The organism is Mesorhizobium sp. M0904 (genome assembly GCF_040319475.1).
Taxonomy (GTDB): Bacteria; Pseudomonadota; Alphaproteobacteria; order Rhizobiales; family Rhizobiaceae; genus Mesorhizobium.
In genome coordinates this window covers 187,992-207,484 of sequence record NZ_JAMYOC010000003.1, presented here as the reverse complement: position 1 = coordinate 207,484, position 19,493 = coordinate 187,992, and the positions used below count along the sequence as shown (strand labels likewise).

The 19,493-nt window shown below is 62.7% G+C and carries 19 protein-coding genes and 1 riboswitch; of the genes, 12 read left to right on the top strand and 7 right to left on the bottom strand.

The genetic code is table 11. The features are described 5' to 3' along the window. Nucleotides 1-59: 59 nt before the first annotated feature. Genes NKH80_RS05280 through derI form a run of 3 tightly spaced genes read left to right on the top strand, consistent with a single transcriptional unit; the run spans nt 60 to nt 2,063 of the window. Nucleotides 60-824, top strand: a complete 765-nt coding sequence (locus NKH80_RS05280) for a DeoR/GlpR family DNA-binding transcription regulator (protein WP_352505332.1) — start codon at nt 60-62, stop codon at nt 822-824. A gap of 10 nt (nt 825-834) precedes the next feature. Then, nucleotides 835-1,593 (top strand): triose-phosphate isomerase, encoded by a 759-nt coding sequence (locus tag NKH80_RS05275; protein WP_352505331.1) that lies wholly within the window; start codon nt 835-837, stop codon nt 1,591-1,593. Nucleotides 1,594-1,619: 26 nt separating this feature from the next. After that, entirely contained in the window at nt 1,620-2,063 is a 444-nt protein-coding gene (gene derI / locus NKH80_RS05270; RefSeq protein WP_352505330.1) for a D-erythrulose-4-phosphate isomerase, read from the top strand. Here the strand turns inward: derI and dhaL are convergent. The 5 genes from dhaL to mtnK all read right to left on the bottom strand — a co-directional run bounded on the left by dhaL (nt 2,060) and on the right by mtnK (nt 6,897). Continuing rightward, nucleotides 2,060-2,695 carry a dihydroxyacetone kinase subunit DhaL gene (gene dhaL, locus NKH80_RS05265; protein ID WP_352505329.1) on the bottom strand — a complete coding sequence of 212 codons (636 nt, stop codon included), beginning with the start codon at nt 2,693-2,695 and terminating at the stop codon, nt 2,060-2,062. The two genes, derI and dhaL, sit on opposite strands and share 4 nt — an antisense overlap. A 9-nt stretch (nt 2,696-2,704) precedes the next feature. Further along, entirely contained in the window at nt 2,705-3,712 is a 1,008-nt protein-coding gene (locus NKH80_RS05260) for a dihydroxyacetone kinase subunit DhaK (protein WP_352505328.1), read from the bottom strand. A gap of 68 nt (nt 3,713-3,780) precedes the next feature. Continuing rightward, the gene (locus tag NKH80_RS05255) at nt 3,781-4,254 is read right to left on the bottom strand and encodes a 6,7-dimethyl-8-ribityllumazine synthase (RefSeq protein WP_352505327.1); all 474 of its coding nucleotides are present in this window, start codon (nt 4,252-4,254) and stop codon (nt 3,781-3,783) included. Between the two features lie 76 nt (nt 4,255-4,330). Continuing rightward, nucleotides 4,331-4,478, bottom strand: a riboswitch (FMN riboswitch). A 56-nt stretch (nt 4,479-4,534) separates the two neighbouring features. Then, entirely contained in the window at nt 4,535-5,629 is a 1,095-nt protein-coding gene (gene mtnA, locus NKH80_RS05250) for an S-methyl-5-thioribose-1-phosphate isomerase (protein ID WP_352990061.1), read from the bottom strand. After that, entirely contained in the window at nt 5,626-6,897 is a 1,272-nt protein-coding gene (mtnK, locus tag NKH80_RS05245) for an S-methyl-5-thioribose kinase (protein ID WP_352990058.1), read from the bottom strand. The genes mtnA and mtnK overlap by 4 nt, the downstream gene beginning before the upstream one ends. A gap of 135 nt (nt 6,898-7,032) precedes the next feature. Between mtnK and NKH80_RS05240 the strand changes: the two genes are divergently transcribed. From NKH80_RS05240 to NKH80_RS05225, 4 genes are all read left to right on the top strand, one after another. Beyond that, nucleotides 7,033-8,544, top strand: a complete 1,512-nt coding sequence (locus NKH80_RS05240) for a sugar ABC transporter ATP-binding protein (protein ID WP_352701768.1) — start codon at nt 7,033-7,035, stop codon at nt 8,542-8,544. An 83-nt stretch (nt 8,545-8,627) separates the two neighbouring features. Further along, the gene (locus NKH80_RS05235; protein WP_352701766.1) at nt 8,628-9,623 is read left to right on the top strand and encodes an ABC transporter permease; all 996 of its coding nucleotides are present in this window, start codon (nt 8,628-8,630) and stop codon (nt 9,621-9,623) included. 45 nt (nt 9,624-9,668) lie between these two features. Further along, entirely contained in the window at nt 9,669-10,724 is a 1,056-nt protein-coding gene (locus NKH80_RS05230) for a substrate-binding domain-containing protein (protein ID WP_352990054.1), read from the top strand. Nucleotides 10,725-10,880: 156 nt separating this feature from the next. Further along, nucleotides 10,881-11,723: an acyl-CoA thioester hydrolase/BAAT C-terminal domain-containing protein gene (locus tag NKH80_RS05225; protein WP_352990051.1), complete on the top strand. Its 843-nt coding sequence runs from the start codon at nt 10,881-10,883 to the stop codon at nt 11,721-11,723. A 73-nt stretch (nt 11,724-11,796) separates the two neighbouring features. Here NKH80_RS05225 and NKH80_RS05220 read toward each other — a convergent pair whose 3' ends face one another. Next, nucleotides 11,797-13,851, bottom strand: a complete 2,055-nt coding sequence (locus NKH80_RS05220; RefSeq protein WP_352990048.1) for a bifunctional aldolase/short-chain dehydrogenase — start codon at nt 13,849-13,851, stop codon at nt 11,797-11,799. 81 nt (nt 13,852-13,932) lie between these two features. Next, nucleotides 13,933-14,898, bottom strand: coding sequence for a sugar-binding transcriptional regulator (locus NKH80_RS05215; protein ID WP_352990045.1), 966 nt, complete (start codon nt 14,896-14,898; stop codon nt 13,933-13,935). A 146-nt stretch (nt 14,899-15,044) separates the two neighbouring features. Here NKH80_RS05215 and NKH80_RS05210 point away from each other — a divergent pair, with 146 nt between their 5' ends. From NKH80_RS05210 to NKH80_RS05190, 5 genes are all read left to right on the top strand, one after another. Next, nucleotides 15,045-15,290: a type II toxin-antitoxin system ParD family antitoxin gene (locus NKH80_RS05210; RefSeq protein WP_352453248.1), complete on the top strand. Its 246-nt coding sequence runs from the start codon at nt 15,045-15,047 to the stop codon at nt 15,288-15,290. Between the two features lie 17 nt (nt 15,291-15,307). Then, a complete protein-coding gene (locus NKH80_RS05205; RefSeq protein WP_352970966.1) occupies nt 15,308-15,622 on the top strand; it encodes a type II toxin-antitoxin system RelE/ParE family toxin in 315 nt (104 codons plus the stop codon). Between the two features lie 89 nt (nt 15,623-15,711). Continuing rightward, a complete protein-coding gene (locus NKH80_RS05200) occupies nt 15,712-17,352 on the top strand; it encodes an acyl-CoA synthetase (protein ID WP_352990042.1) in 1,641 nt (546 codons plus the stop codon). Between the two features lie 237 nt (nt 17,353-17,589). Further along, nucleotides 17,590-18,198, top strand: coding sequence for a TetR/AcrR family transcriptional regulator (locus NKH80_RS05195; RefSeq protein ID WP_352502064.1), 609 nt, complete (start codon nt 17,590-17,592; stop codon nt 18,196-18,198). 62 nt (nt 18,199-18,260) lie between these two features. Then, nucleotides 18,261-19,409 carry an efflux RND transporter periplasmic adaptor subunit gene (locus tag NKH80_RS05190; protein WP_352978567.1) on the top strand — a complete coding sequence of 383 codons (1,149 nt, stop codon included), beginning with the start codon at nt 18,261-18,263 and terminating at the stop codon, nt 19,407-19,409. The last annotated feature ends 84 nt before the right edge of the window (nt 19,410-19,493 follow it).

The following is a 19,493-nucleotide window of genomic DNA, read 5'->3' as shown; positions in this document are numbered from 1 at the left end:
GGCTTGTGCGACGTTTGCTGTTATATCTCGGACGCGGGGTGTACGAGGAAACCGCGGAAATGAAGAGCGACGGCCGTCGGCAAGGCATCATGGATTTTCTGATGGACATCGGCACCGCCAGTGTCGACGATCTTGCCTCACGTTTCGGCGTGTCGAAGATGACCGTCCACCGCGACCTCGACGAGCTCGAGGAAAGCGGTTTTCTGCGCAAGGTGCGCGGCGGCGCCTCGATCCAGCCGAGCAGCCTTTTCGAGAGCGATTTCCGTTACCGCCAGAGATTGGCTGGCGACGAGAAAAAGCGCATCGCCGTCGCCGCCGTGAGGATGATCGAGCCGGGCCAGACGGTGATTATCGACGACGGCTCGACTGCGGGCGGCGTTGCTCGGCACCTTGCCGATCTGCGTCCGCTGACGGTGATCTCGAACAACCTGGCTGTCATCCAGGATTTGGCGGGCGTTGCCGGCATCAACCTGATTGCGCTTGGCGGCCAATACAGCAAGAAGTTCCACGGCTTCTTCGGCCTGCTCGCCGAAGACACGCTGAAATCTTTGCGCGCAGATGTCGCCTTCCTGTCTTCATCGGCCATCCATGGTGCCTCAGCCTTTCACCAAGATCAGGAAGTGGTCCAGACCAAACGGCTGATGATGGCTGCAGCAGCGCGCAAATATCTGCTGGCCGATCACGGCAAGTTTGGCCGCACCGCCTTGCACTTCCTGACCGATCTTAAGGCCTTCGACATGGTCTTCACCGGCCGCGAGCCGCAGCCGCAGATGCGCGCCGCGCTGGATGGCGCTGGCGTTTCGCTGACCGTGATCGCAGAGTAGGAGGGCGCGTATGGTTTATTGGGTTGGCACCAGCTGGAAAATGAACAAGACGCTCGCCGAGGCGATGGCCTTCGCCGAGGCGCTGGCGAAGTTCGTCCCCGGTTTCGACGAGCGCATTCAGCCTTTCGTCATCCCGCCCTTCACGGCGGTCCGCGAGGTCAAGAAAGCGCTGTCGCCGACACGCATCAAGGTTGGCGCGCAGAACATGCATTGGGCCGACGCCGGTGCCTGGACCGGCGAGATCTCGCCGGTAATGCTGAAAGACTGCGAACTTGATATGGTAGAGTTGGGCCACAGCGAACGGCGCGAGCATTTCGGCGAGACCGACAAGGCTGTCGGGCTGAAGACTGCAGCGGCGGTGAAGCACGGTCTCGTGCCACTCATCTGCGTCGGCGAGACCTTGGCTCAACGCAACAGCGGGCAGGCCGCTGCGGTACTGGCCCTGCAGGTGCACGGCGCACTGCAGTTTCTCGAAGGGGCGGCGAAGGCGGCGACGATCCTGTTCGCCTATGAGCCGGTCTGGGCGATCGGCGACAAGGGCGTGCCGGCAAGTTCTGCTTATGCCGACAAGCAGCAGGCGCTGATCAAGAAAATCGCCCGCGACCTGCTGCCCGTGGTGCCGCCGGTGCTTTATGGCGGCAGCGTCAATCCGCAAAATGCCGCCGAATTGGTCGGCCAGCCCAATATAGACGGCTTGTTCATCGGCCGTTCCGCCTGGCAGGCGGAAGGCTATATCGACATCCTCAAACGCGCCTCGGCGGCGATCTGAAGCATCGACCAGGAAGGAAACCGAACATGAAAATAGCCATTGGAGCCGACAGCGCCGGCAAGCCGCTGCTCGACGTCATTGCCGCTCACCTTGCCACCAAGCCCGGCCTCACGGTCAACGATCTCAGCCAGGCGGGCTACTATGCCGACCTGTCGCAGAAGCTCGCCCAGACCATCCTGGACGGCGAGAACGATCGCGGCATCCTGTTTTGCGGCACCGGCATCGGCGTATCCATTTCCGCCAACAAGGTCCCCGGCATTCGCGCCGCACTCACCCACGACACCTATTCGGCCGAGCGCGCGGCGAAATCCAACAACGCCCAGATCATCACCATGGGCGCGCGCGTCATCGGCCCGGAACTGGCCAAGTCGATCGTCGACGCCTGGCTCGCATCGGAATTCGATGAGAAGGGACCATCGGCCGGCAATGTCCAGGCCATCGACAGGCTCGACGCGGCGAAGCGGGGCTAAGCCAGACTGTTCCGCATCGCCCTGACGATCGTCACGGCCGACGCGGCGCCAGGATCGACGTGGCCGAGCGAGCGCTCGCCGAGACGCGAAGAGCGGCCCTTGGTGGCGATCATGTCCTTGGTCGCCTCGGCGCCGCTTTCGGCCGCGGCAAGTGCCGCATCCAGGCTCTCGGACAGGCTCTTGCCGGCTTCCTGTGCGACACCCGCTGCCCGCGCTGCCGGCAGCCATGCGTCGACCATGGTCTTTTCGCCGAGCTCGGCCTTGCCGCGATCCTGGATGCCTTGTGCCATCGCCCGGAACATGGCGATGACGTCAGCGTCCTCCAGAATTGCCTTGCCTTTGACGGCGGCGGCACCGCGCATGAAGGCGGTCGCATAGAGCGGGCCCGACGAGGCGCCGACTGCGTTGAGAAACGACTTTGCCGCGGTGTTGAGCAATGCCGTCGGCTCGGTCGACGCATCGATCTGGTCCAGCGCGTCGCGCACAGCGCCGAAGCCTAGTGCCATGGCGATGCCATGGTCGGCGTCGCCTATGACGCCGTCGAGCCGGCAGAGCCTGTCCTTGTCGGCGTCGATCGCTGCGGCGATCGCATCGAACATTTTTTTCAATTTGGCCGTATCGGTGGATGTCATGATGCTCTCTCAGCCGGCGCGGAACATGGCGCAGTCGCAGGGATGGTCGAGCATCTCCTGCAATTCGCCATCGAGATGCATCAGCGTCACCGAGGCGCCGGCCATTTCGAGCGACGTGCAATAATTGCCGACCCAGGTCGCGTGGACGGAAACGCCGATGTCGTCGAGCCTCTGCTTGACGCGCCGATTCATGATGTAAAGCTCCATCAACGGCGTTGAGCCGAGTGAATTGACGAGCACGGCGACCTTATCGCCGCGCGCCGGTGCCATCTCGTCGAGCATCTTGTCCAGCATCTCGTCGGTGATCTCGTCGGCGGTTTTCAACTTTCCACGCGCGATGCCTGGTTCGCCATGAATGCCCATGCCGATCTCCATCTCGTCCGGGCCGATCTCGAAATTGGGCCGGCGGGTCTGCGGCAGCGAGCAGGGCGACAGCGCCACGCCCATGGTGAAGGTGTGATCGTTGGCCTTCCTGGCGATACGCTCGCATTCATCGAATGACAGCATCTGGTCGCATGCGGCACCGGCGGCCTTGAAAATGAAGAAATTGCCGGCGACGCCGCGCCGCTTCTGCCTCTGGTCGCGTGGCGCCGAGGCGACGTCGTCGGTGGTCAGCACGGTGCGCACTTCGATGTCGTCCATCGCCGCCATCTCTGCGGCCATGTCGAAGTTCATCACGTCGCCAGCATAGTTGCCGTACATGAACAGCACGCCGGCGCCGCCGCTGGCCGCCTTGGCGCATTCGAGGATCGGGTCCGGCGGCGGCGAGGCGAAGACATTGCCGATTGCGGCGGCGTCGGCCAGCCCCTTGCCGACGAAGCCGAGGAAGGTCGGCTCGTGGCCCGAGCCGCCACCGATGACGAGACCGACCTTGTCGGGGCGTGGGCCGTCGCGGGCGATGATGGAGCGCGGACTTCCCTCCGCACTTCTGAGATGGCGCGGATGCGCAGCCAGGATGCCCTCCAGCATCTCGTCGACGGAGCGGTTACCGTCATTGATGATCTTCTTGGTCTGCACCAGCATCCTCCCTGGTTTTCGTGAGATACTACAGCGCCTTACCGGGATTTCCACCCGCGACGGAGATTTCATGCCGCGATGCGTTCGCGTGCCGCCAGCAGTTGCACGCAGGCACTGGCCGCCTCTTTGCCCTTGACCTTGAAATGCTCGAAGAAGAAGCGGTGATGGTCCGCGCTGTCATGGTAGTTGTGCGGCGTCAGCACCGCCGAAAGCACGGGCACGCCAGTCGACAATTGCACGTTCATCATGCCGTCGATGACAGCGCCCGCCACGAATTCATGGCGGTAGATGCCGCCATTGATGACAAACGCCGCGCCGAGGATCGCCGCATAGCGACCGGTCTGGGCCAAGGTCTTTGCATGCAGGGGAATCTCATAGGCACCCGGCACGTCGAAGACATCGACGGCAAAGCGTTTCTCCCCGAGAACCGCCAGTTCCGCCTCGAACGCTTCAACGCATTGGTCGACGATGTCGGCGTGCCAGCGCGCCCGAATGACGGCAACGCGGATCGTTTCATAGTTTTTCCGGGAATGCTGATTCATGGGTCCATCCTTCCGTTTCGAACCAGAATCAGGACGCACGATACGGAATCCGAACCGCGAAAGCGGACCGTCTTCCATTCGTTCTCTTCCATCCGGACTTTGACCGTCGGCTCCGGAATCACACCGGATCTGCTGACCCTTCCGATCATCTGGAAGGCGCTCGCGGGCTTGGGCCGAAACCCTTCACCGCCGGTGGGAACTTTCACCCCGCCCTGAGAACATTGACGGCAGATGTATGGGAGGGCAGGATGACGCTGTCAATCGCGGCGCCGACGGCGGATCATCCGCGCTCGGGAAACATCGTCTTCAGGCCTTCGCGCGAGGCCGTAGCGACACCGCGTTCGGTGATCAAACCGGTGACCAGCCGCGCCGGCGTCACGTCGAAGGCCGGATTGGCCGCCGGCGTGGCTTCCGGCGACACGCGGACCTGGGCGATCTCGCCGGAAGCGGTCTTGCCCCAGACCAGCGAGACCTCGTCGGGCGAGCGCTGTTCGATCGGGATTTCGGCCAGCCCGTCGCCCACGGTCCAGTCGATCGTCGGCGACGGCAGCGCGACATAGAACGGCACGTCGTTGTCGGCGGCCGCCAGTGCCTTGAGATAGGTACCGATCTTGTTGCACACATCGCCGTTGGCGGTGGTCCGGTCGGTGCCGACGACGACCATGTCGATCTGGCCGCGCTGCATCAGATGGCCGCCGGCGTTGTCGACGATGAGCGTATGTGGCACGCCGTGGCCGGCCATCTCCCAGGCGGTCAATTGGGCACCCTGGTTGCGGGGTCGCGTTTCATCGACATAGACATGGACTGGAATGCCGGCTTCCGTCGCCAGATAGATCGGCGCGGTGGCGGTGCCGTAGTCGACGGTGGCCAGCCAGCCGGCATTGCAGTGGGTCAGGATGTTGACTGGTTCGCCCGGCTGCTTGCGCGCCGCGATCGCCTTGATAATTTCGAGCCCATGGGCGCCGATGGCGCGGTTGAGGCCGACATCCTCGTCGGCGATCTCGCCGGCACGCCGATACGCAGCCGCGGCACGTTCTGCCAGGGGGAGCGTCAGCAGGAAGCGCTGCATTTCGTTCAGTGCCCAGCGCAAATTGATCGCCGTCGGGCGCGTTTCGTGCAAGGTTGCCCAGACGACGTCGAGTGCTGCATCCGACGGGTCGTCGGCCATCTGCATGGCGACGCCATAGGCCGCGGTGACGCCGATCAGCGGCGCCCCGCGCACCCACATGTCGAGGATTGCCGTGGCGATGCCGGCGACGGTATCGATCTTTTCGATGCGGAAATCATGCGGTAGCCAGCGCTGGTCGATGATCTCCACCGAACGCCCGTCGTCACTCGGCCAGATGGTGCGGTAGTGGCGGTCGCCGACGTTCAAATCCTGCTCTCCCGTTCGATCAGCGCGGCCAACCGGTTGACCTCGTCGATGCTGTGGATCTGGCGCCGGTTGACGGCGAGGTGACGGCCGAATTTCAGCGCCTTTGCCTCACATCTGGCGCGCAGATCCGGATCGGCAATAGTCTCGAAATCGGCATTGTGGGCAAGGCCGAGAATGCGCCGGTGAACCTCGACGCCGGCAAAGCCGAGCAGATCGGTCCAGATCGACTGCAGCATGTGGTCGAGCGCTTGCTCGGCGCCAAGCCTGTCGCCTTGATCTTCGAACAGGCTCTTCTGGTAGAGCATGCCGGTACGCTCCGTCCGCCACAGATGCGAGAACTCGGCGCGGAATACCGACCATGTCTCGACCGTAACGCCGAGCAGATAGCCGCGCATGGCATCGCGGCTTCCGCCCTGTTCATGGCCGCGCTGCGAGAAGAACGCCATCCAGAAATTGGCGAGCAGCATGCCGACGTCGAAGGCGATCGGCCCGTAGAAGGCGAATTCGGGGTCGATCATCCGCGTTTCGGCATCGGTGACCATGATCGAGCCGGAATGCAGGTCGCCATGCAGCAGCGTCTCGGCATTGGCAGCGAAGATGTGCTTCATGCGCTGCGCCTCGACCTTGAGATCGCGGTCGGCGCGCAGCTCGGCGACAATGCCGTCGAGCTGTGGGCTGGTGTGCCGGTTCATCTTGGCATCGAAATACGGATCCGAGAAAACCAGGTTCTCGGTGATGTCGCATAGTTCGACATTGTCGGCGAACAGTGCCAGATCGGCCTTGCGGTCCTTGGTCGCCATATGCAGGTCGGAGCCGCGAAACAACGTGCGGGCCATGAACAAGCCGATGTCTTTCGCGATGTTCGGCAATTGCCGGCCTTCGATCAGTGCCCGCCGCAAGATAATGTGCGGCGACAGGTACTCCATGATGATCAGCGCCTGGCCTTCATCGAAGTGGTAGATCTCAGGCACCGAACCCGGCGCCCGTGCCTGTTGCCGCGTCAGCGCATGGTATTCGAAGAAGGAGCGTTTTAACGGCAGCGGCCAGCTGTCGCCGACCAGCCGGACGTAGGGCAGGGCCTGCTTGACGACGGCCGCACCCTCAGCACCTTCGACGATGAACACAAGGTTCAGATTGCCGTCGCCGACTTCACGAACCTTCCACTGGCTCGTATCCTTGCCGATCTGCGAACACAGGGCCTCGTTGGCACCGAGACGGCCCGCCAGTGTCTCGACCGACAGTGCTTCGAACGGCGATTTCCCAGTCATCCTCACCTCCCGCTCATGTGCTCCGATAATAGCGGAGCCATGGCGGCCGGGCCAAGCTAGGAAGCCTTCTGGCAATTGTCAATCGTGTTGACAATTGCCGATATAGCCCATAGCGTCACGGTCAGGGAGGAACGAATGGGCAATGATGCCGTGTTCCGCGTCGACGGCCTGAGGAAATCCTTTGGCCATATCGAGGTGCTTGGCGGCGTCTCGCTCGAATTGCATGCCGGCGAAGTAACCGTGTTGATGGGCGCCAACGGCGCCGGCAAATCCACCCTCGTCAAGATCATCAGCGGTGTTTACGACCATGGCGGCGGCTCGATGTCGCTTGCCGGTCAGGACTTCGACCCGAAAACGCCGGCCGAGGCGATCCGCGCCGGCGTCGTTACCGTCCACCAGAACATCAATGACGGTGTCGTCGCCGACCTCGACGTCGCAACCAACCTTACCCTCGACAGGCTGAGCGGCAGCGGCGTGCCGACGCTGTTCAATCCGGGCCGGGTGCGTCGCGAGGCAAAGGCGGTGGCCGACCGTATGGGACTGGCCATCGACCTCAAGGCCCGGATCAGCGATCTCTCTCTGGCCGACCGCCAGATGGTGGCGATCGCCCGCGCCATGGCGCACCGGCCGAAAGTGCTGATCCTCGACGAGCCGACCTCCTCGCTGTCCAGCGCCGAAGCCGACCGGCTGTTCGCATTGCTCGACCGGCTCCGCCAGCAAGGCGTGGCGATCCTCTACATCTCGCACCGTATGTCGGATATCAGACGGCTTGCCGATCGCATCATTTCAATGCGCGATGGGGTTATCTCAGGTATCTTCGACAAGAAGCCGCTGGATTACGAAGGTGCGGTCAACGCCATGCTCGGCCGTAAGATCCAGCTCGAGCGGATTGTCGCCAGGAATTCGGCCAAAGCAATTTTCGCTGCCGATGCATTGCGGATTGCTGAAGGCGCCAGGCCGATTTCGCTGACCCTCGGCGACGGCGAGGTCGTCGCCATCACCGGCCTCGTCGGTGTCGGCAAGACCGCACTTGCCGAGACGCTGTTCGGTTTGCGCAAGCCGCTGTCCGGGGCCATGGTGCTGAACGGGAAACCCTATGCGCCGGCGTCGACCGGCGAAGCGATTGCCGCCGGCGTGTTTCTCGTCGCCAAGGACCGGGGCGAAAACGGCATCGTCGGCGACTTCAACATCCAGGAAAACATCAGCCTGCCGTTCCACAGTCGCATGTCGCGTCTCGGTGTTCTCAAACGCGGTATCGAACGCGCTGTTGCCCGCGAGCAGATCCAGGAGTTGGGCATCGTCTGCCGCTCCGAGAGGGACGAGATGGCGTCGCTTTCCGGCGGCAATCAGCAGAAGGTGATGGTCGCCCGCTGGATGTCCCAGGCGGCAAGGTTGTTCATCCTCGACGAGCCTTTTCAGGGCGTCGACATTTCGGCCAGGCGTGACATCGCCGCCAAGCTGCGGGCGAGCGCCCATGGCCGCGCGACGCTGCTGTTCGTCACCGAACTGGACGAAGCCCTGGAGACGGCTGATCGCATCCTGGTGATGTCGGAGCAGACGATCGTCGGCGAGCACCGCAACACCGATGTCGATCTCGAGCGTCTGCTGGCCGAAGTGGCGGGCGGGCCGTTGCACAGCGCAGCCTGAGAGCGGGAAGACGATGAGAATTGGAATGGAGAGGGTATGAATTCGGGTCGGATAAAGACGGTGCCAGCGTACGGGAGCGCTGAATGATCCTGCGCGACCATGCTATTCGCTACGGCTTCATCGTTCTGTTGTTCGGGCTGATCGCCTATTTCGCCGTCGCCGCCGATGGTTTCGTCTCGCCGCAAAGCGCCGTCTTCATCTTCCAGTCGGTCGCCATCACCGGCGTTCTGGCGCTCGGCGTCACCGCCACGCTGGTCGTCGGCGGCTTCGACCTGTCGATCGGCTCGGTCGCCACCAGCGCCATGATGGCGGCTGCCTACGTCATGGTGGTGCTGGAACAGAACGCCGTCGTGGCGGTCGTCGTCTGCCTTGTGATCGGCGCCGTCGTCGGCCTCATCAATGGCTGGCTGATCGTCTATACGCGGGTGCCGGACCTTTTGGCGACGCTCGGCATGATGTTCCTGCTTGTCGGCCTGCAGCGCATACCGACCGAGGGCCGTTCGATCGCCACCGGCATGACCATGCCCGACGGCTCGGTCGCCAACGGCAGCTTCGGCGCCGCGTTTCTGGCGCTTGGCCGCCATCGCTTCGACTTCTTCATCCCGAACCTCATCCCGGTGTCGGTCGTCGTCCTGCTCGTGCTGGCGGTGCTGATCTGGTTCTTTCTCGAATACACGCGTTTCGGCCGCATGATGTACGCCGTCGGCAGCAACGAACGCGCTGCCGAACTCGCCGGCGCGCCTGTCAAGGCATACAAAATCTGGGCCTACGTTATTTCTGGGGTTTTTGCCTCGATCGGCGGCATTTTGCTCGCCGCCCGGCTTGGACGTGGCGACATCGCCTCGGGTAATAATCTGTTGCTCGACGCGGTGGCTGCGGCACTCATCGGCTACGCGGTTCTCGGCGCCGCCAAGCCGAACGCCTTCGGCACGGCTGTCGGCGCGGTGTTTGTCGGCGTGCTGCTGCAGGGCCTGACGATGATGAACGCGCCTTACTACACGCAGGATTTCGTCAAGGGCGTGGTTCTCGTGGTCGCCCTTGTCTTCACCTTCGCCCTGTCCGGCAGGGGCAGGAGATAGGTTTCGACCGGTTACATTTTGGGTTCAACAAGTGGAGGAAGCGACGTGAACATCACAAGAAGACTTTTGGGGAAGGCAGCGCTCGGGCTTGCCGGCGCAACATTGCTGATGCAGTTGCCAGCGATGGCGCAGGATCGGCCAGCGCCGTTCGACAAATCGGGCGCCGTCAAGATAGCGCTGGTCCGCTATCTCTCGACCGGCGACTTCTTCCAGGCGTATTTGTCCGGCGTCGAGGCGCAGGCCAAGGCGCTCGGCGTCGACCTGCGCGTGCTCGACAGTCGCCAGGACGCAGCGCTTCAGGCCGACATGGTCGACCAGGCCATCGCGCTCGGCGTCCAGGGCATCATCATCCAGCACGGACTGACGGAATCGATGAAGGACGCCGCCCAGCGCGCGGTCGATGCCGGCATCAAGGTCGTCGCCTTCGACGTCAATGTCGAAAACCCCAAGATCCCGCAGATCGAGCAATCCGACCGCGACCTCGCGCGCCTCGCACTCGAACAGGCGGTCAAAGACAATGGCGAGAGCTGGAAGGCCGGCTATGTCTATGTCGCCGGCATCGCCCCGCTCGACCGCCGCAACGAGACCTGGGTCGAATTCAAGAAGAAATATTCGGGCATCAACGAAGTCGCCATGTTCGGCACGCTCGACAATCCGATCGCCAATTCGGTCGCCAACCAGGCTCGCTCGGTGTTGTCGGCTCATCCCGACATCAAGGTGATGTTCGCGCCCTATGACGAATTCGCCAAAGGCGTGAAGATCGCCGTCGACGAGGCCGGGTTGAACAAGGACATCAAGATCTATTCGGCCGACATCTCTACCTCGGACATCGCCGCGATGCGCGAGCCGGACAGCGCCTGGGCGGCAACCGCCGCCACCAACCCGGCCGTCGTCGGCCAGGTCTCGGTGCGTGCGCTGGCGCAACTCTTGGCCGGCGAAGACCCGGGCCACAACGTCATCGTGCCGCCGACGCTGATCACCCAGAAGGATCTGATCGACAAGGACATCAAGAACATGGAGGACCTCTCGGCCAAGCTGCCGCAATTCGCCCATGCCGATGTCGCGATGCCGGCCTGGATGCCGAACCCGAACGCGAAGTGACTTTCGGCACGAGCAAAACAATAGCCGTCTGCCGCAGCTTGTTGCAGGCGGCCTTTTTGTCGAAGATGTCTGGCGTGCCGGACCACCGAATTCAATTGTCGCAGCCACCGGCTTTGCGGGCCGATTGGACAACCGAAATCCAGGATTGACGGGTACATGGAGGTGCGGGCGGTAGAGGAAAGTCTTACCGGCGCTGTCGCCGGAACATGTTTTCGATGCTTGACGGCCACCACGGGCGTTGTGGTGTTGGGTGGATCGAGTGGCCGTGTTGATGTTGGGCGCGCGCGGCTCTTTGCAAATGCGGGTACGTCGGCCTTGGCGCTGCAGTGGTTTGGCGGTGAAGGCCAGGTTCCCGGAATATGTGAAATTCCCTTGGAAACGTTCTTTGCGGCAACCGATTATCTCATTGAAACAGGATGCCGTCGTATCGTCTATGTGGGCACGTCTAAGGGTGCCGAGGCGTCATTGCTTGCCGCGGTCCATGACCAGCGAATTGATGCGGTGGTCGCGATTAGCCCGTCATCCGTAGTTTGGGGAAATATCGGTGCGGGCCGCGATGGTGTCAGCTGGCCTGAACGATCCTCATGGTCGCTCGACGGCATCGCGCTGCCGTTTGTGCCGACAGATCCAGATTGGACACCAGAGTACGTCGATGGCCAGGTGTCCTACAGGGGGCTTTTCGAAAGTTGTTTGAAAACGCTCAAGCGGGAAGCGAATGCGGCGACCATCCCTGTTGAGACCGCATCGGCCGAGATTCTGCTCGTCGCCGGCGGCGACGATGCGCTGTGGCCTTCCCTATCGTTCGCCCGAGATATTGTTAGGCGGTGCGGCGAAGCAGGTAAGATCATTCATCTCATTTCGTCGCCGGACGCGGGACACCGCATTCTCTTGCCAGGCGAGAACACACCACGCTCCGCATTGCACGCACACGGAGGCAATGACGAGGCCGATCGAAAGCTGGGCAGCAAGGCTTGGGAAGACATCCGAGGCCTGCTGTAGCAGCCGTTCGAGAATGTCTTCCATGGCCGTGTCGCAAAATTCCGAGTTGCGTGCCTGTCTCGGCCGGTTCCGCCTACCTCAATGCCGCCGCGATGTTGCCGCCATCGACCGTCGTCACATCGGCGGTTGTCCGCTCGGCCAGCGCTTGATGCAGAAAGGCCTGGGCGACGTCTTCGGCCGTCACTTCCTGCCCGAGCAGGTTGCCGGACATGTACTCCTTCTCCGACACGCCGCGTGCGCCCGAGCGGCTGGCGATCATGGCGTCGGTCAACAGCCCCGAACGGATGCGGTCGGCGTTGACGGCATTGGAGCGGATGCCATGCGCGCCGTAGTCGAGGGCATATTGCCTGGACAAAAACAGCGTTGCCGCCTTGGGAATGCCATAGGCGCCGAATTTCGGCCCCGGATTGACCGCCTGCTTGGAGGTATTGAACAACAGCACGCCGCCGGTGCCCTGTTCCAGCATGATGCGCACGGCATTCTGCGCCGCCGACTGGTGGGCGAAGAAATTGAGTTCGAAACTCTTGCGCAAGGTGGCGTCGTCGAGCTCGCCGATCCGGCCCTCCCAGGCAGCACCGGCATTGGAGACGAGAATGTCGAGGCCGCCGTAGACGTCGACCGCTTTGTCGAAGGCGGCGCGCATCTGCACCGGATCGGTGATGTCGGCGCCAATGCCGATCGAATTGTTACCGGCCTTTTTTGCCGCCTCGGCAGCCCTTGACCCATCGAGATCGACGACGACGGCATGGGCACCGTTGTCGGCGAACAGCTTTGCCGTGGCAGCACCGATCGCGCCGGCGCCGCCGGTGACCAGCATCACCTGGCCGGTCAGCGGCTTCGGCTTGTTGGCGGCGAGCTTGGCCTGTTCCAGCGACCAGTATTCGAGCGGGAACAGGTCGGCTTTGGAGAGCGGGCGGAAATCGCCGACGGCTTCGGCGCCGCGTACCGCCTCGATCCACATTTCGCCGACGTCGGAGGCGATCTTCGCATCCTTGAGCGTGCGACCGTGGCCGAACATGCCGAGGCCGGGCACCAGCGTCAGCCGCGGCATCGGGTCGAGCATGGTGCGCTTCACGTCGTCGAGCGCATCATTGGTTTCGAAATAGGCGCGATAGTCCTTGGCGAATTTCTCGACATGCTGGCGGATGACGGATTTGTAGTCGCCGACCTTGTCCGCGTCCGGCGCCGGCAGTGCCATCGGTCCGGTCTTGATGCGGATCGACAGGTCGGGTGTCGACACGCCGCGTCCGGCATAGTCGGCAATTTTTGCCGAATTGGTGAAATCGACGATCGCATCCGAGGTGCGGAAATCGCTGATCATGCGGTCGAAGCGGCCTTCGCCGCGTGCCACCGCCGCTGCGCCGCGCAGCATCGGCGCAATCTCCGCGGGCTTCGCCAGCCTGGCCGGCAGTGCCACCTTTTCGGTGCGCGGCTTGCCGTTCCCAGCGATGAAATCCTCGGCGACGTTCACATAATGGATCATCCGGTCATAGGCCTGCCTGGCATCGTCGCCGAAGGTGAAGATGCCGTGCTTGTCGAGGATCAGGCCTTCGACCGTCGGATCGGCGTCGAATACATCGGCGGCCGCCTTGGCCAGATCGAAGCCCGGCATGATGTAAGGCACGAATCCCATTTTCGCGCCGAACACCTTCCGGCTCAGCGCTTCGCTGTCCTCCTGGTCGACGATGGCCAGGATCGCCGTCGAATGCGTGTGGTCGACGAATTTGTGCGGCAGGAAGGCGTGCAGCAGCGTCTCGACCGAAGGGTTGGGCGAGGACGGATCGATGAGGTTCGCCCGCTGCAGCGCGACCATGTCCTCGTCGAAGAGCTTCTTGAGCGACCGCGCCTTCAACAGCGCGCCGAGCTTGACCGCCGGCAGGCCCTGCGGCTCGATGACGCCCATGTCCCAGCCGCTGCCCTTGACGCAGAGCACGTCCCATTCGTCGCCGACGAGATCAATGGCCTTGGTCTTGCACGATGTGTTGCCGCCGCCATGGAGGACGAGCCGCGGCTCGCCGCCCAGCAGCCTGGTCGTATAGACGCGCAGCGCCAGGTCGCGGGCCACACCCTTCTTTGCATAGTCGGCGACCAGCTTCTCCGCCTCGCCGTCATTCCACAGGTTCTTCATGTCAGCTTCGTCCGATTTCTCTTTTGTTGTGAACAGGAATACCGCGACGCCTTAATGACAATGCGTCGGCGGCTCTAGGTATCAGGCGACCTCTTTTGCTGCTGCTCCGGCATGGTCGAGCAGCCGTCGCGCCATGCGCGCGCCGACGACGAGATGGGTGCAGAGCCCGCCGGCGATCGCCGCGACGAGCGGTTCGAACTTGCTGTCCTCCTGCACCACCACAAGGCGCTTTTCGATGCTGCGCAGCGATGACAGCTCTGCCGAAATCAGCCGGCGGTTGTAGCTGCAGTCGAGCGCCTGGCCTCGGGCGTCGATGATCTGCCCGGCAATGACGCCGGCCGCACCCACCTTGCGCAATGCAGCCATTTCGCTCTCGGTCAGCGCGCCGCATTTGACCAGATGGCTGTCGGTGTCCACCGAGCCTACCGAATACAGCGCCAGGTCGCATTCGCCGATGCCCGACAATTGCTCGCGGATCACCGGCTCGGCGCGCAGGCCGCGTGCCAGTTCTTCCGTCGTCAGCACCAGCGGCGCGTAGAAATTCAGCCCCTTGGCATTGAGCCGGCGCGCGATTTCCATCGTGCATTGGTCCGGCCGGTACGAATAGGGGGCGCCCAGATTGCCGCAGAGCTGCACCACGGTGACGTCCTGCAGATCGGCATAGGACATGATGTCGGCGATGGTGTAGATGGTCCGCCCCCAGGCGACGCCGATGCGGTCGCCCTTCCTGACCAGCTCGAGAAAGACGCTTGCCGCCAGCACCGCGATGTCAGTGGACGGGTCGGCGACATAGCCGTTTTCCGGCGCTATCCAGACGGCGTCGAGTTGCAGTGCGTCTTCGAGCTTGCGCGCCAGCACGTCGTCGGTGAAAAGCTGGGTCGAGGTCGAGATGTTGACGATGCCGGTCTCGCGCGCCTTGCGCAGATACATCGCCACCGAGGCACGGGAAATCTTGAGTTGGCTGGCCACCTGGTCCTGGCGCAGGCCGTGTGCATAGTAAAGCCAGGCGGCCTTGTGGATAAGCTGTTCTGCCGGTCGGATCGCCATGCCATCTCCTCGCTGACATTATTCACGGCTCTCGACAAAAGTCAAACCTTAGGCTGCGCACCTGATCCGACACTTGGCATCCCGGATGTCAGTAATTGCGCATTTATTGTTATCTCGGTACAATAAACCGATCAGGAGGTCCGACAATGAACGTATCACTGGGAGAGCGTTGGGAAACCTTTGTTTCCAACATCGTCAAGCGCGGCCGCTACGGTTCTGCCAGCGAAGTCGTGCGCGAGGGCCTGCGCCTTGTCGAAGAGCGCGAGGAAAAGCTGAAGGCGCTCCGTGCCATGGTGGACAAGTCGTTTGCTGAAGGCGGCGAAGCCACCGAGCAGGATATTGACGCCGCCTTGGAAGCCAAGGCCAAGCAACTCGCAAGGGAAGGCTTTTAGGAGTGCCACGGCTGCGCATGCTGCCGTCGGCACAAGCAGATTTGGTCAATATCCTTGAATACCTCACTCGTGAAAGCGGCAGCCTGTTGATTGGCGGGCGTTTTGTGGATGCTCTGCGCCAGAAATGCCGTGATCTGGCGAGCTTGCCGGCGACGATTGGTCGTGCTCGTCCCGAACTCCGGCCGGACGTCCGAAGTTTCGCTTTCAGGGGATACGTGATTTTCTTCCGCTATAATGGCGACTTTTTCGAAGTGGCGAATATCGTGGAAGGGCATCGGGACATCGACGCTTTGTGGCCGGAGGGTGAGGGCGGGGAGGGGCGTCCCAAGTAATGGGCGAAGGGTCTGATGGCGGTGCACGAATCCAGTACGCGCTCAGGATCTGGTGGTAAGAAGGCTCGACCAGACATTCGGAGGACGGGATGGGCAATCCCTACGAACAGGATCTCGACAGGAACCCGGCCAACCACCAGCCGCTGACGCCGCTAACCTATTTTGAGCGGGCGGCAAAAACCTTTCCTGACCGGACCGCCATCATCCATGGCCGCCAGCGCACGACCTATCGCGATTTCTGGAAGCGCTCGCTGAGGCTTGCCTCGGCGCTGGCGAAGCGCGGCGTCGGCAAGGGCGACACCGTCACCGTCATGCTGTCCAACACACCGCCGATGCTAGAGGCGCATTTCGGCGTGCCGATGACCAAGGCGGTGCTCCATTCGCTCAACACCCGCCTCGACGCAGCCGTCATTGCCTTCCAGCTCGATCATGCCGAAAGCAAGGTGCTGATCGTCGACCGCGAATTCGCCGGCGTGGTTCGGCAAGCGCTGACGCTGGCCAAGGTCAGGCCGCTGCTGATCGATTACGACGATCCCGACTATGCCGCCGATGCGCCCTATGCAAAGGGCGAGCGGATCGGCACGCTGGACTACGAGGCGTTTGTCGCCGACGGCGACGAGGATTTCGCCTGGTCGATGCCGGACGATGAATGGGATGCCATTTCGCTCAACTACACCTCCGGCACGACAGGCAATCCGAAGGGCGTCGTCTGTCACCACCGCGGCGCGGCACTGATGGCCTATGCCAACACCATCCATGCCGGGATGGGCAAGCACCCGGTCTATCTGTGGACGCTGCCGATGTTCCACTGCAACGGCTGGTGCTTTCCCTGGACGCTTGCCGTGCAGGCCGGCACGCATGTCTGCCTGCGCTGGGTGCGGCCGAAGCCGATCTACGACGCCATCGCCGATCACGGCGTCACCCATCTGTGCGGTGCACCCATCGTCATGTCGGTGCTGATCAACGCCTTGGACGAGGACAAGCGGCAATTCCCGCAGACCGTCACCTTCAACACCGCCGCAGCGCCGCCGCCTGAGGCGGTGCTGTCGGGCATGGCCGATGCGGGCTTTGCCGTCACCCATCTCTACGGCCTGACCGAAACCTATGGCCCGGCCGTCGTCAACGAATGGCACGGCGAGTGGGACCTGCTGGAGAAAGGGGCGAGGGCGGCGAAGAAGGCCAGGCAAGGCGTACGCTATGCCGCGCTCGAAGGCCTGACGGTGATGGACCCGCAGACGATGCAAGAGACGCCGGCCGACGGCGAGACGATCGGCGAGGTGATGTTCCGCGGCAATATCGTCATGAAGGGCTATCTCAGGAACCGCAAGGCGAGCGATGAGGCCTTTGCCGGCGGCTGGTTCCATTCGGGCGACCTCGGCGTCATGCACCCGGACGGCTACATCCAGCTCAAGGACCGTTCCAAGGACATCATCATCTCCGGCGGCGAAAACATCTCCTCGATCGAGGTCGAGGAGGCGCTGTACAAGCATCCCGCCGTCGCTTCTTGCGGCGTTGTCGCCCGATCCGACGACAAATGGGGCGAGGTGCCGGTCGCCTATGTCGAGCTGAAGCCGGGCAAGGCGGCGACCGAGGCGGAGGTAATCGAGCACTGCCGCGCGCTGCTCGCCCGCTTCAAGGTGCCGAAAGCGGTGATCTTCGCGGAAATCCCGAAGACTTCGACGGGCAAGATCCAGAAGTTCCGGCTGCGGGAGATGGCAAAGCGGGCTTAGGGCCTGATCCGAAAACGGAACCGATTTCGGAAAGCATCTTTTCAAGATCCTTCGCAAAAAAACACGGGGCGGCGTTGCAGGCGCGCGTGGCGGAAACCACATGCGTTTCATGGGCCAACTCCGTCCAGGGATGTCACCATCTGTCATCAGCAGCCGAAATCGCGCCTTGACAGATGATGGTTTTCAATTTACGAGTGACGAAATTATAAATTCGTCAGTCGTAAATTGGCCAACGAGATGCTTGAAACCCTAGACACCACCGCCGATTCCGCCCGCCAGGAAAATGTCACGCGCATCCTGGATTGCGCGGAGCGATTGTTTCGCCACTACGGCTACGGCAAGACCAACGTCGCCGACATTGCGCGCGAACTCGGCATGTCGACTGCCAATATCTATCGCTTCTTCGCCTCCAAGGTGGAAATCCACCAGGCGGTTTGCGGCCGCATGCTCGAGACCTGCTACCGGTTGAGCTACGAGGCCTGCCATGGTTCCGGCACCGCCAGCGAGAAGCTCCGCCGCTACGTGCATACGCACTATCAGTGGACGCTGGAAACCATGATCGACCAGGAGAAGGTGCACGAGATGGTCATCGTCGCCATCGAGCGCGACTGGCACGTCATCGAAAAGCACATCGACAGCATCCATGAACTGGTCGCGGAAGTGATCCGCGAGGGAATCGCTACCGGCGAGTTCATCGATCAGGATCCGGTGATCGCTTCCCGGTGTTTCGGCGCTGCCATTATCAGCCTCTCTCATCCGCAGATAATGGCCCAGTGCCTCGCCAAGAAGAACCGGGCGACGCCGGACGAGCTTACCGAGTTTGCCATCAGAGCCTTGAAGAAATGACCATTGCCGCCCGTCGGGCGGTGATGTCGGCAATTCATCTCCACAGTTCGGGAGTACGAAAAGTGTCTTTGTCCAAGTCCATCACCTACAGGCGACCGGCCGCCGGCCTGGCACTGATTGTCGTTGCCGCTCTCGGCCTCGCCGGCTGCTCGCAGGAGAAAGCCGAGGTCACCGAGATCATCCGCCCGGTCAAGGTGGTCGAGATCGCCAAGGCGAGCGATACCCGTCAGCTTTCCTATTCCGGATCGGTGCGTGCCCGCACCGAGATGAATCTCGGCTTTCGCATCAACGGCAAGATCACCGAGCGCCTTGTCGACATCGGTGACCGCGTCAAGCCGGGTGACGTTCTCGCCCGCGTCGATCCCACCGACTACGAGCTCTCGGTGAGAAGCTCTCAGGCCAGCCTCGATGCTGCCGACCGTCAGGTCGAGACAGTCGAGCTTACGCGCAAGCGGGCCGAACAGCTCTACGCCAAGAATTTCGCCCCGAAGTCGCAGCTCGAGCAGGCGACGCTCGCCTATAATCAGGCGGTCGCCACGCGAGACTCCGCCCGCTCGCAGCTTGCCCAGGCACAGAACCAGGTCCGCTATACCGATCTCAAGGCGGACAAGAACGGCATCGTCACCGCCGTTGCCGCCGATGTCGGCCAGGTGGTCGGCTCCGGCACGCCGGTGGTGACCGTTGCCATCGACGGCGAGAAGGAAGTTCTGATCGCTGTTCCGGAAACCGATATCGCCGAATTCAAGCCGGGCAAGACCGTCAAGGCTGGCTTCTGGTCCGACGAGGCGCTGACGCTCGACGGCAAGGTCCGCGAAGTCGCCGGCAGCGCCGATCCGCAGTCGCGCACCTTTGCCGTTCGCGTCAGCCTGCCCAACGATCCTCGCGTGCTGCTAGGCATGACCGCCTCCATCGAAGCCGCGGTGGACAACCGGCAGCAGCTGGTGTCGATCCCGCTGGCCGCGTTGGCGCAAAAGGACAGCCAATCGATCGTCTGGACAGTCGACCGCAACGGCGGGACCGTCCATGCGCATCCGGTCAAGGTCGCCGCCTTCACCCCCGACGGCGTCAGCGTCGCCGATGGGCTGAAGCCGGGGGACGTCGTCGTCGCCGCCGGCACGCAGTTCATGACCGAGAATCTGAAAGTCAAGCTGACCGGTGATGCAGCGCAACAGTCGGCGTCGGCCGATGACGCTGCAAGGCGCTTGCGCTGACGGCCAGGCAATTCACGGTTTCCGGGCGGCAGGCGCCCCCGATTTTCGAGATCTCAGGTCGATGTAACCCCCACGTCGATCCTC

What these genes read in the sequence shown, in the direction of transcription:
- NKH80_RS05275 (WP_352505331.1), top strand. Translation starts at nt 835, where the DNA reads ATGGTTTATTGGGTTGGCACCAGCTGGAAAATGAACAAGACGCTCGCC.
- NKH80_RS05240 (WP_352701768.1), top strand. Translation starts at nt 7,033, where the DNA reads ATGGGCAATGATGCCGTGTTCCGCGTCGACGGCCTGAGGAAATCCTTT.
- NKH80_RS05210 (WP_352453248.1), top strand. Translation starts at nt 15,045, where the DNA reads ATGAACGTATCACTGGGAGAGCGTTGGGAAACCTTTGTTTCCAACATC.
- mtnK (WP_352990058.1), bottom strand. Translation starts at nt 6,897, where the DNA reads ATGACTGGGAAATCGCCGTTCGAAGCACTGTCGGTCGAGACACTGGCG.
- NKH80_RS05280 (WP_352505332.1), top strand. Translation starts at nt 60, where the DNA reads ATGAAGAGCGACGGCCGTCGGCAAGGCATCATGGATTTTCTGATGGAC.
- NKH80_RS05255 (WP_352505327.1), bottom strand. Translation starts at nt 4,254, where the DNA reads ATGAATCAGCATTCCCGGAAAAACTATGAAACGATCCGCGTTGCCGTC.
- NKH80_RS05205 (WP_352970966.1), top strand. Translation starts at nt 15,308, where the DNA reads ATGCTGCCGTCGGCACAAGCAGATTTGGTCAATATCCTTGAATACCTC.
- NKH80_RS05215 (WP_352990045.1), bottom strand. Translation starts at nt 14,898, where the DNA reads ATGGCGATCCGACCGGCAGAACAGCTTATCCACAAGGCCGCCTGGCTT.
- derI (WP_352505330.1), top strand. Translation starts at nt 1,620, where the DNA reads ATGAAAATAGCCATTGGAGCCGACAGCGCCGGCAAGCCGCTGCTCGAC.
- NKH80_RS05235 (WP_352701766.1), top strand. Translation starts at nt 8,628, where the DNA reads ATGATCCTGCGCGACCATGCTATTCGCTACGGCTTCATCGTTCTGTTG.
- NKH80_RS05195 (WP_352502064.1), top strand. Translation starts at nt 17,590, where the DNA reads ATGCTTGAAACCCTAGACACCACCGCCGATTCCGCCCGCCAGGAAAAT.
- NKH80_RS05220 (WP_352990048.1), bottom strand. Translation starts at nt 13,851, where the DNA reads ATGAAGAACCTGTGGAATGACGGCGAGGCGGAGAAGCTGGTCGCCGAC.
- dhaL (WP_352505329.1), bottom strand. Translation starts at nt 2,695, where the DNA reads ATGACATCCACCGATACGGCCAAATTGAAAAAAATGTTCGATGCGATC.
- NKH80_RS05225 (WP_352990051.1), top strand. Translation starts at nt 10,881, where the DNA reads ATGGAGGTGCGGGCGGTAGAGGAAAGTCTTACCGGCGCTGTCGCCGGA.
- NKH80_RS05200 (WP_352990042.1), top strand. Translation starts at nt 15,712, where the DNA reads ATGGGCAATCCCTACGAACAGGATCTCGACAGGAACCCGGCCAACCAC.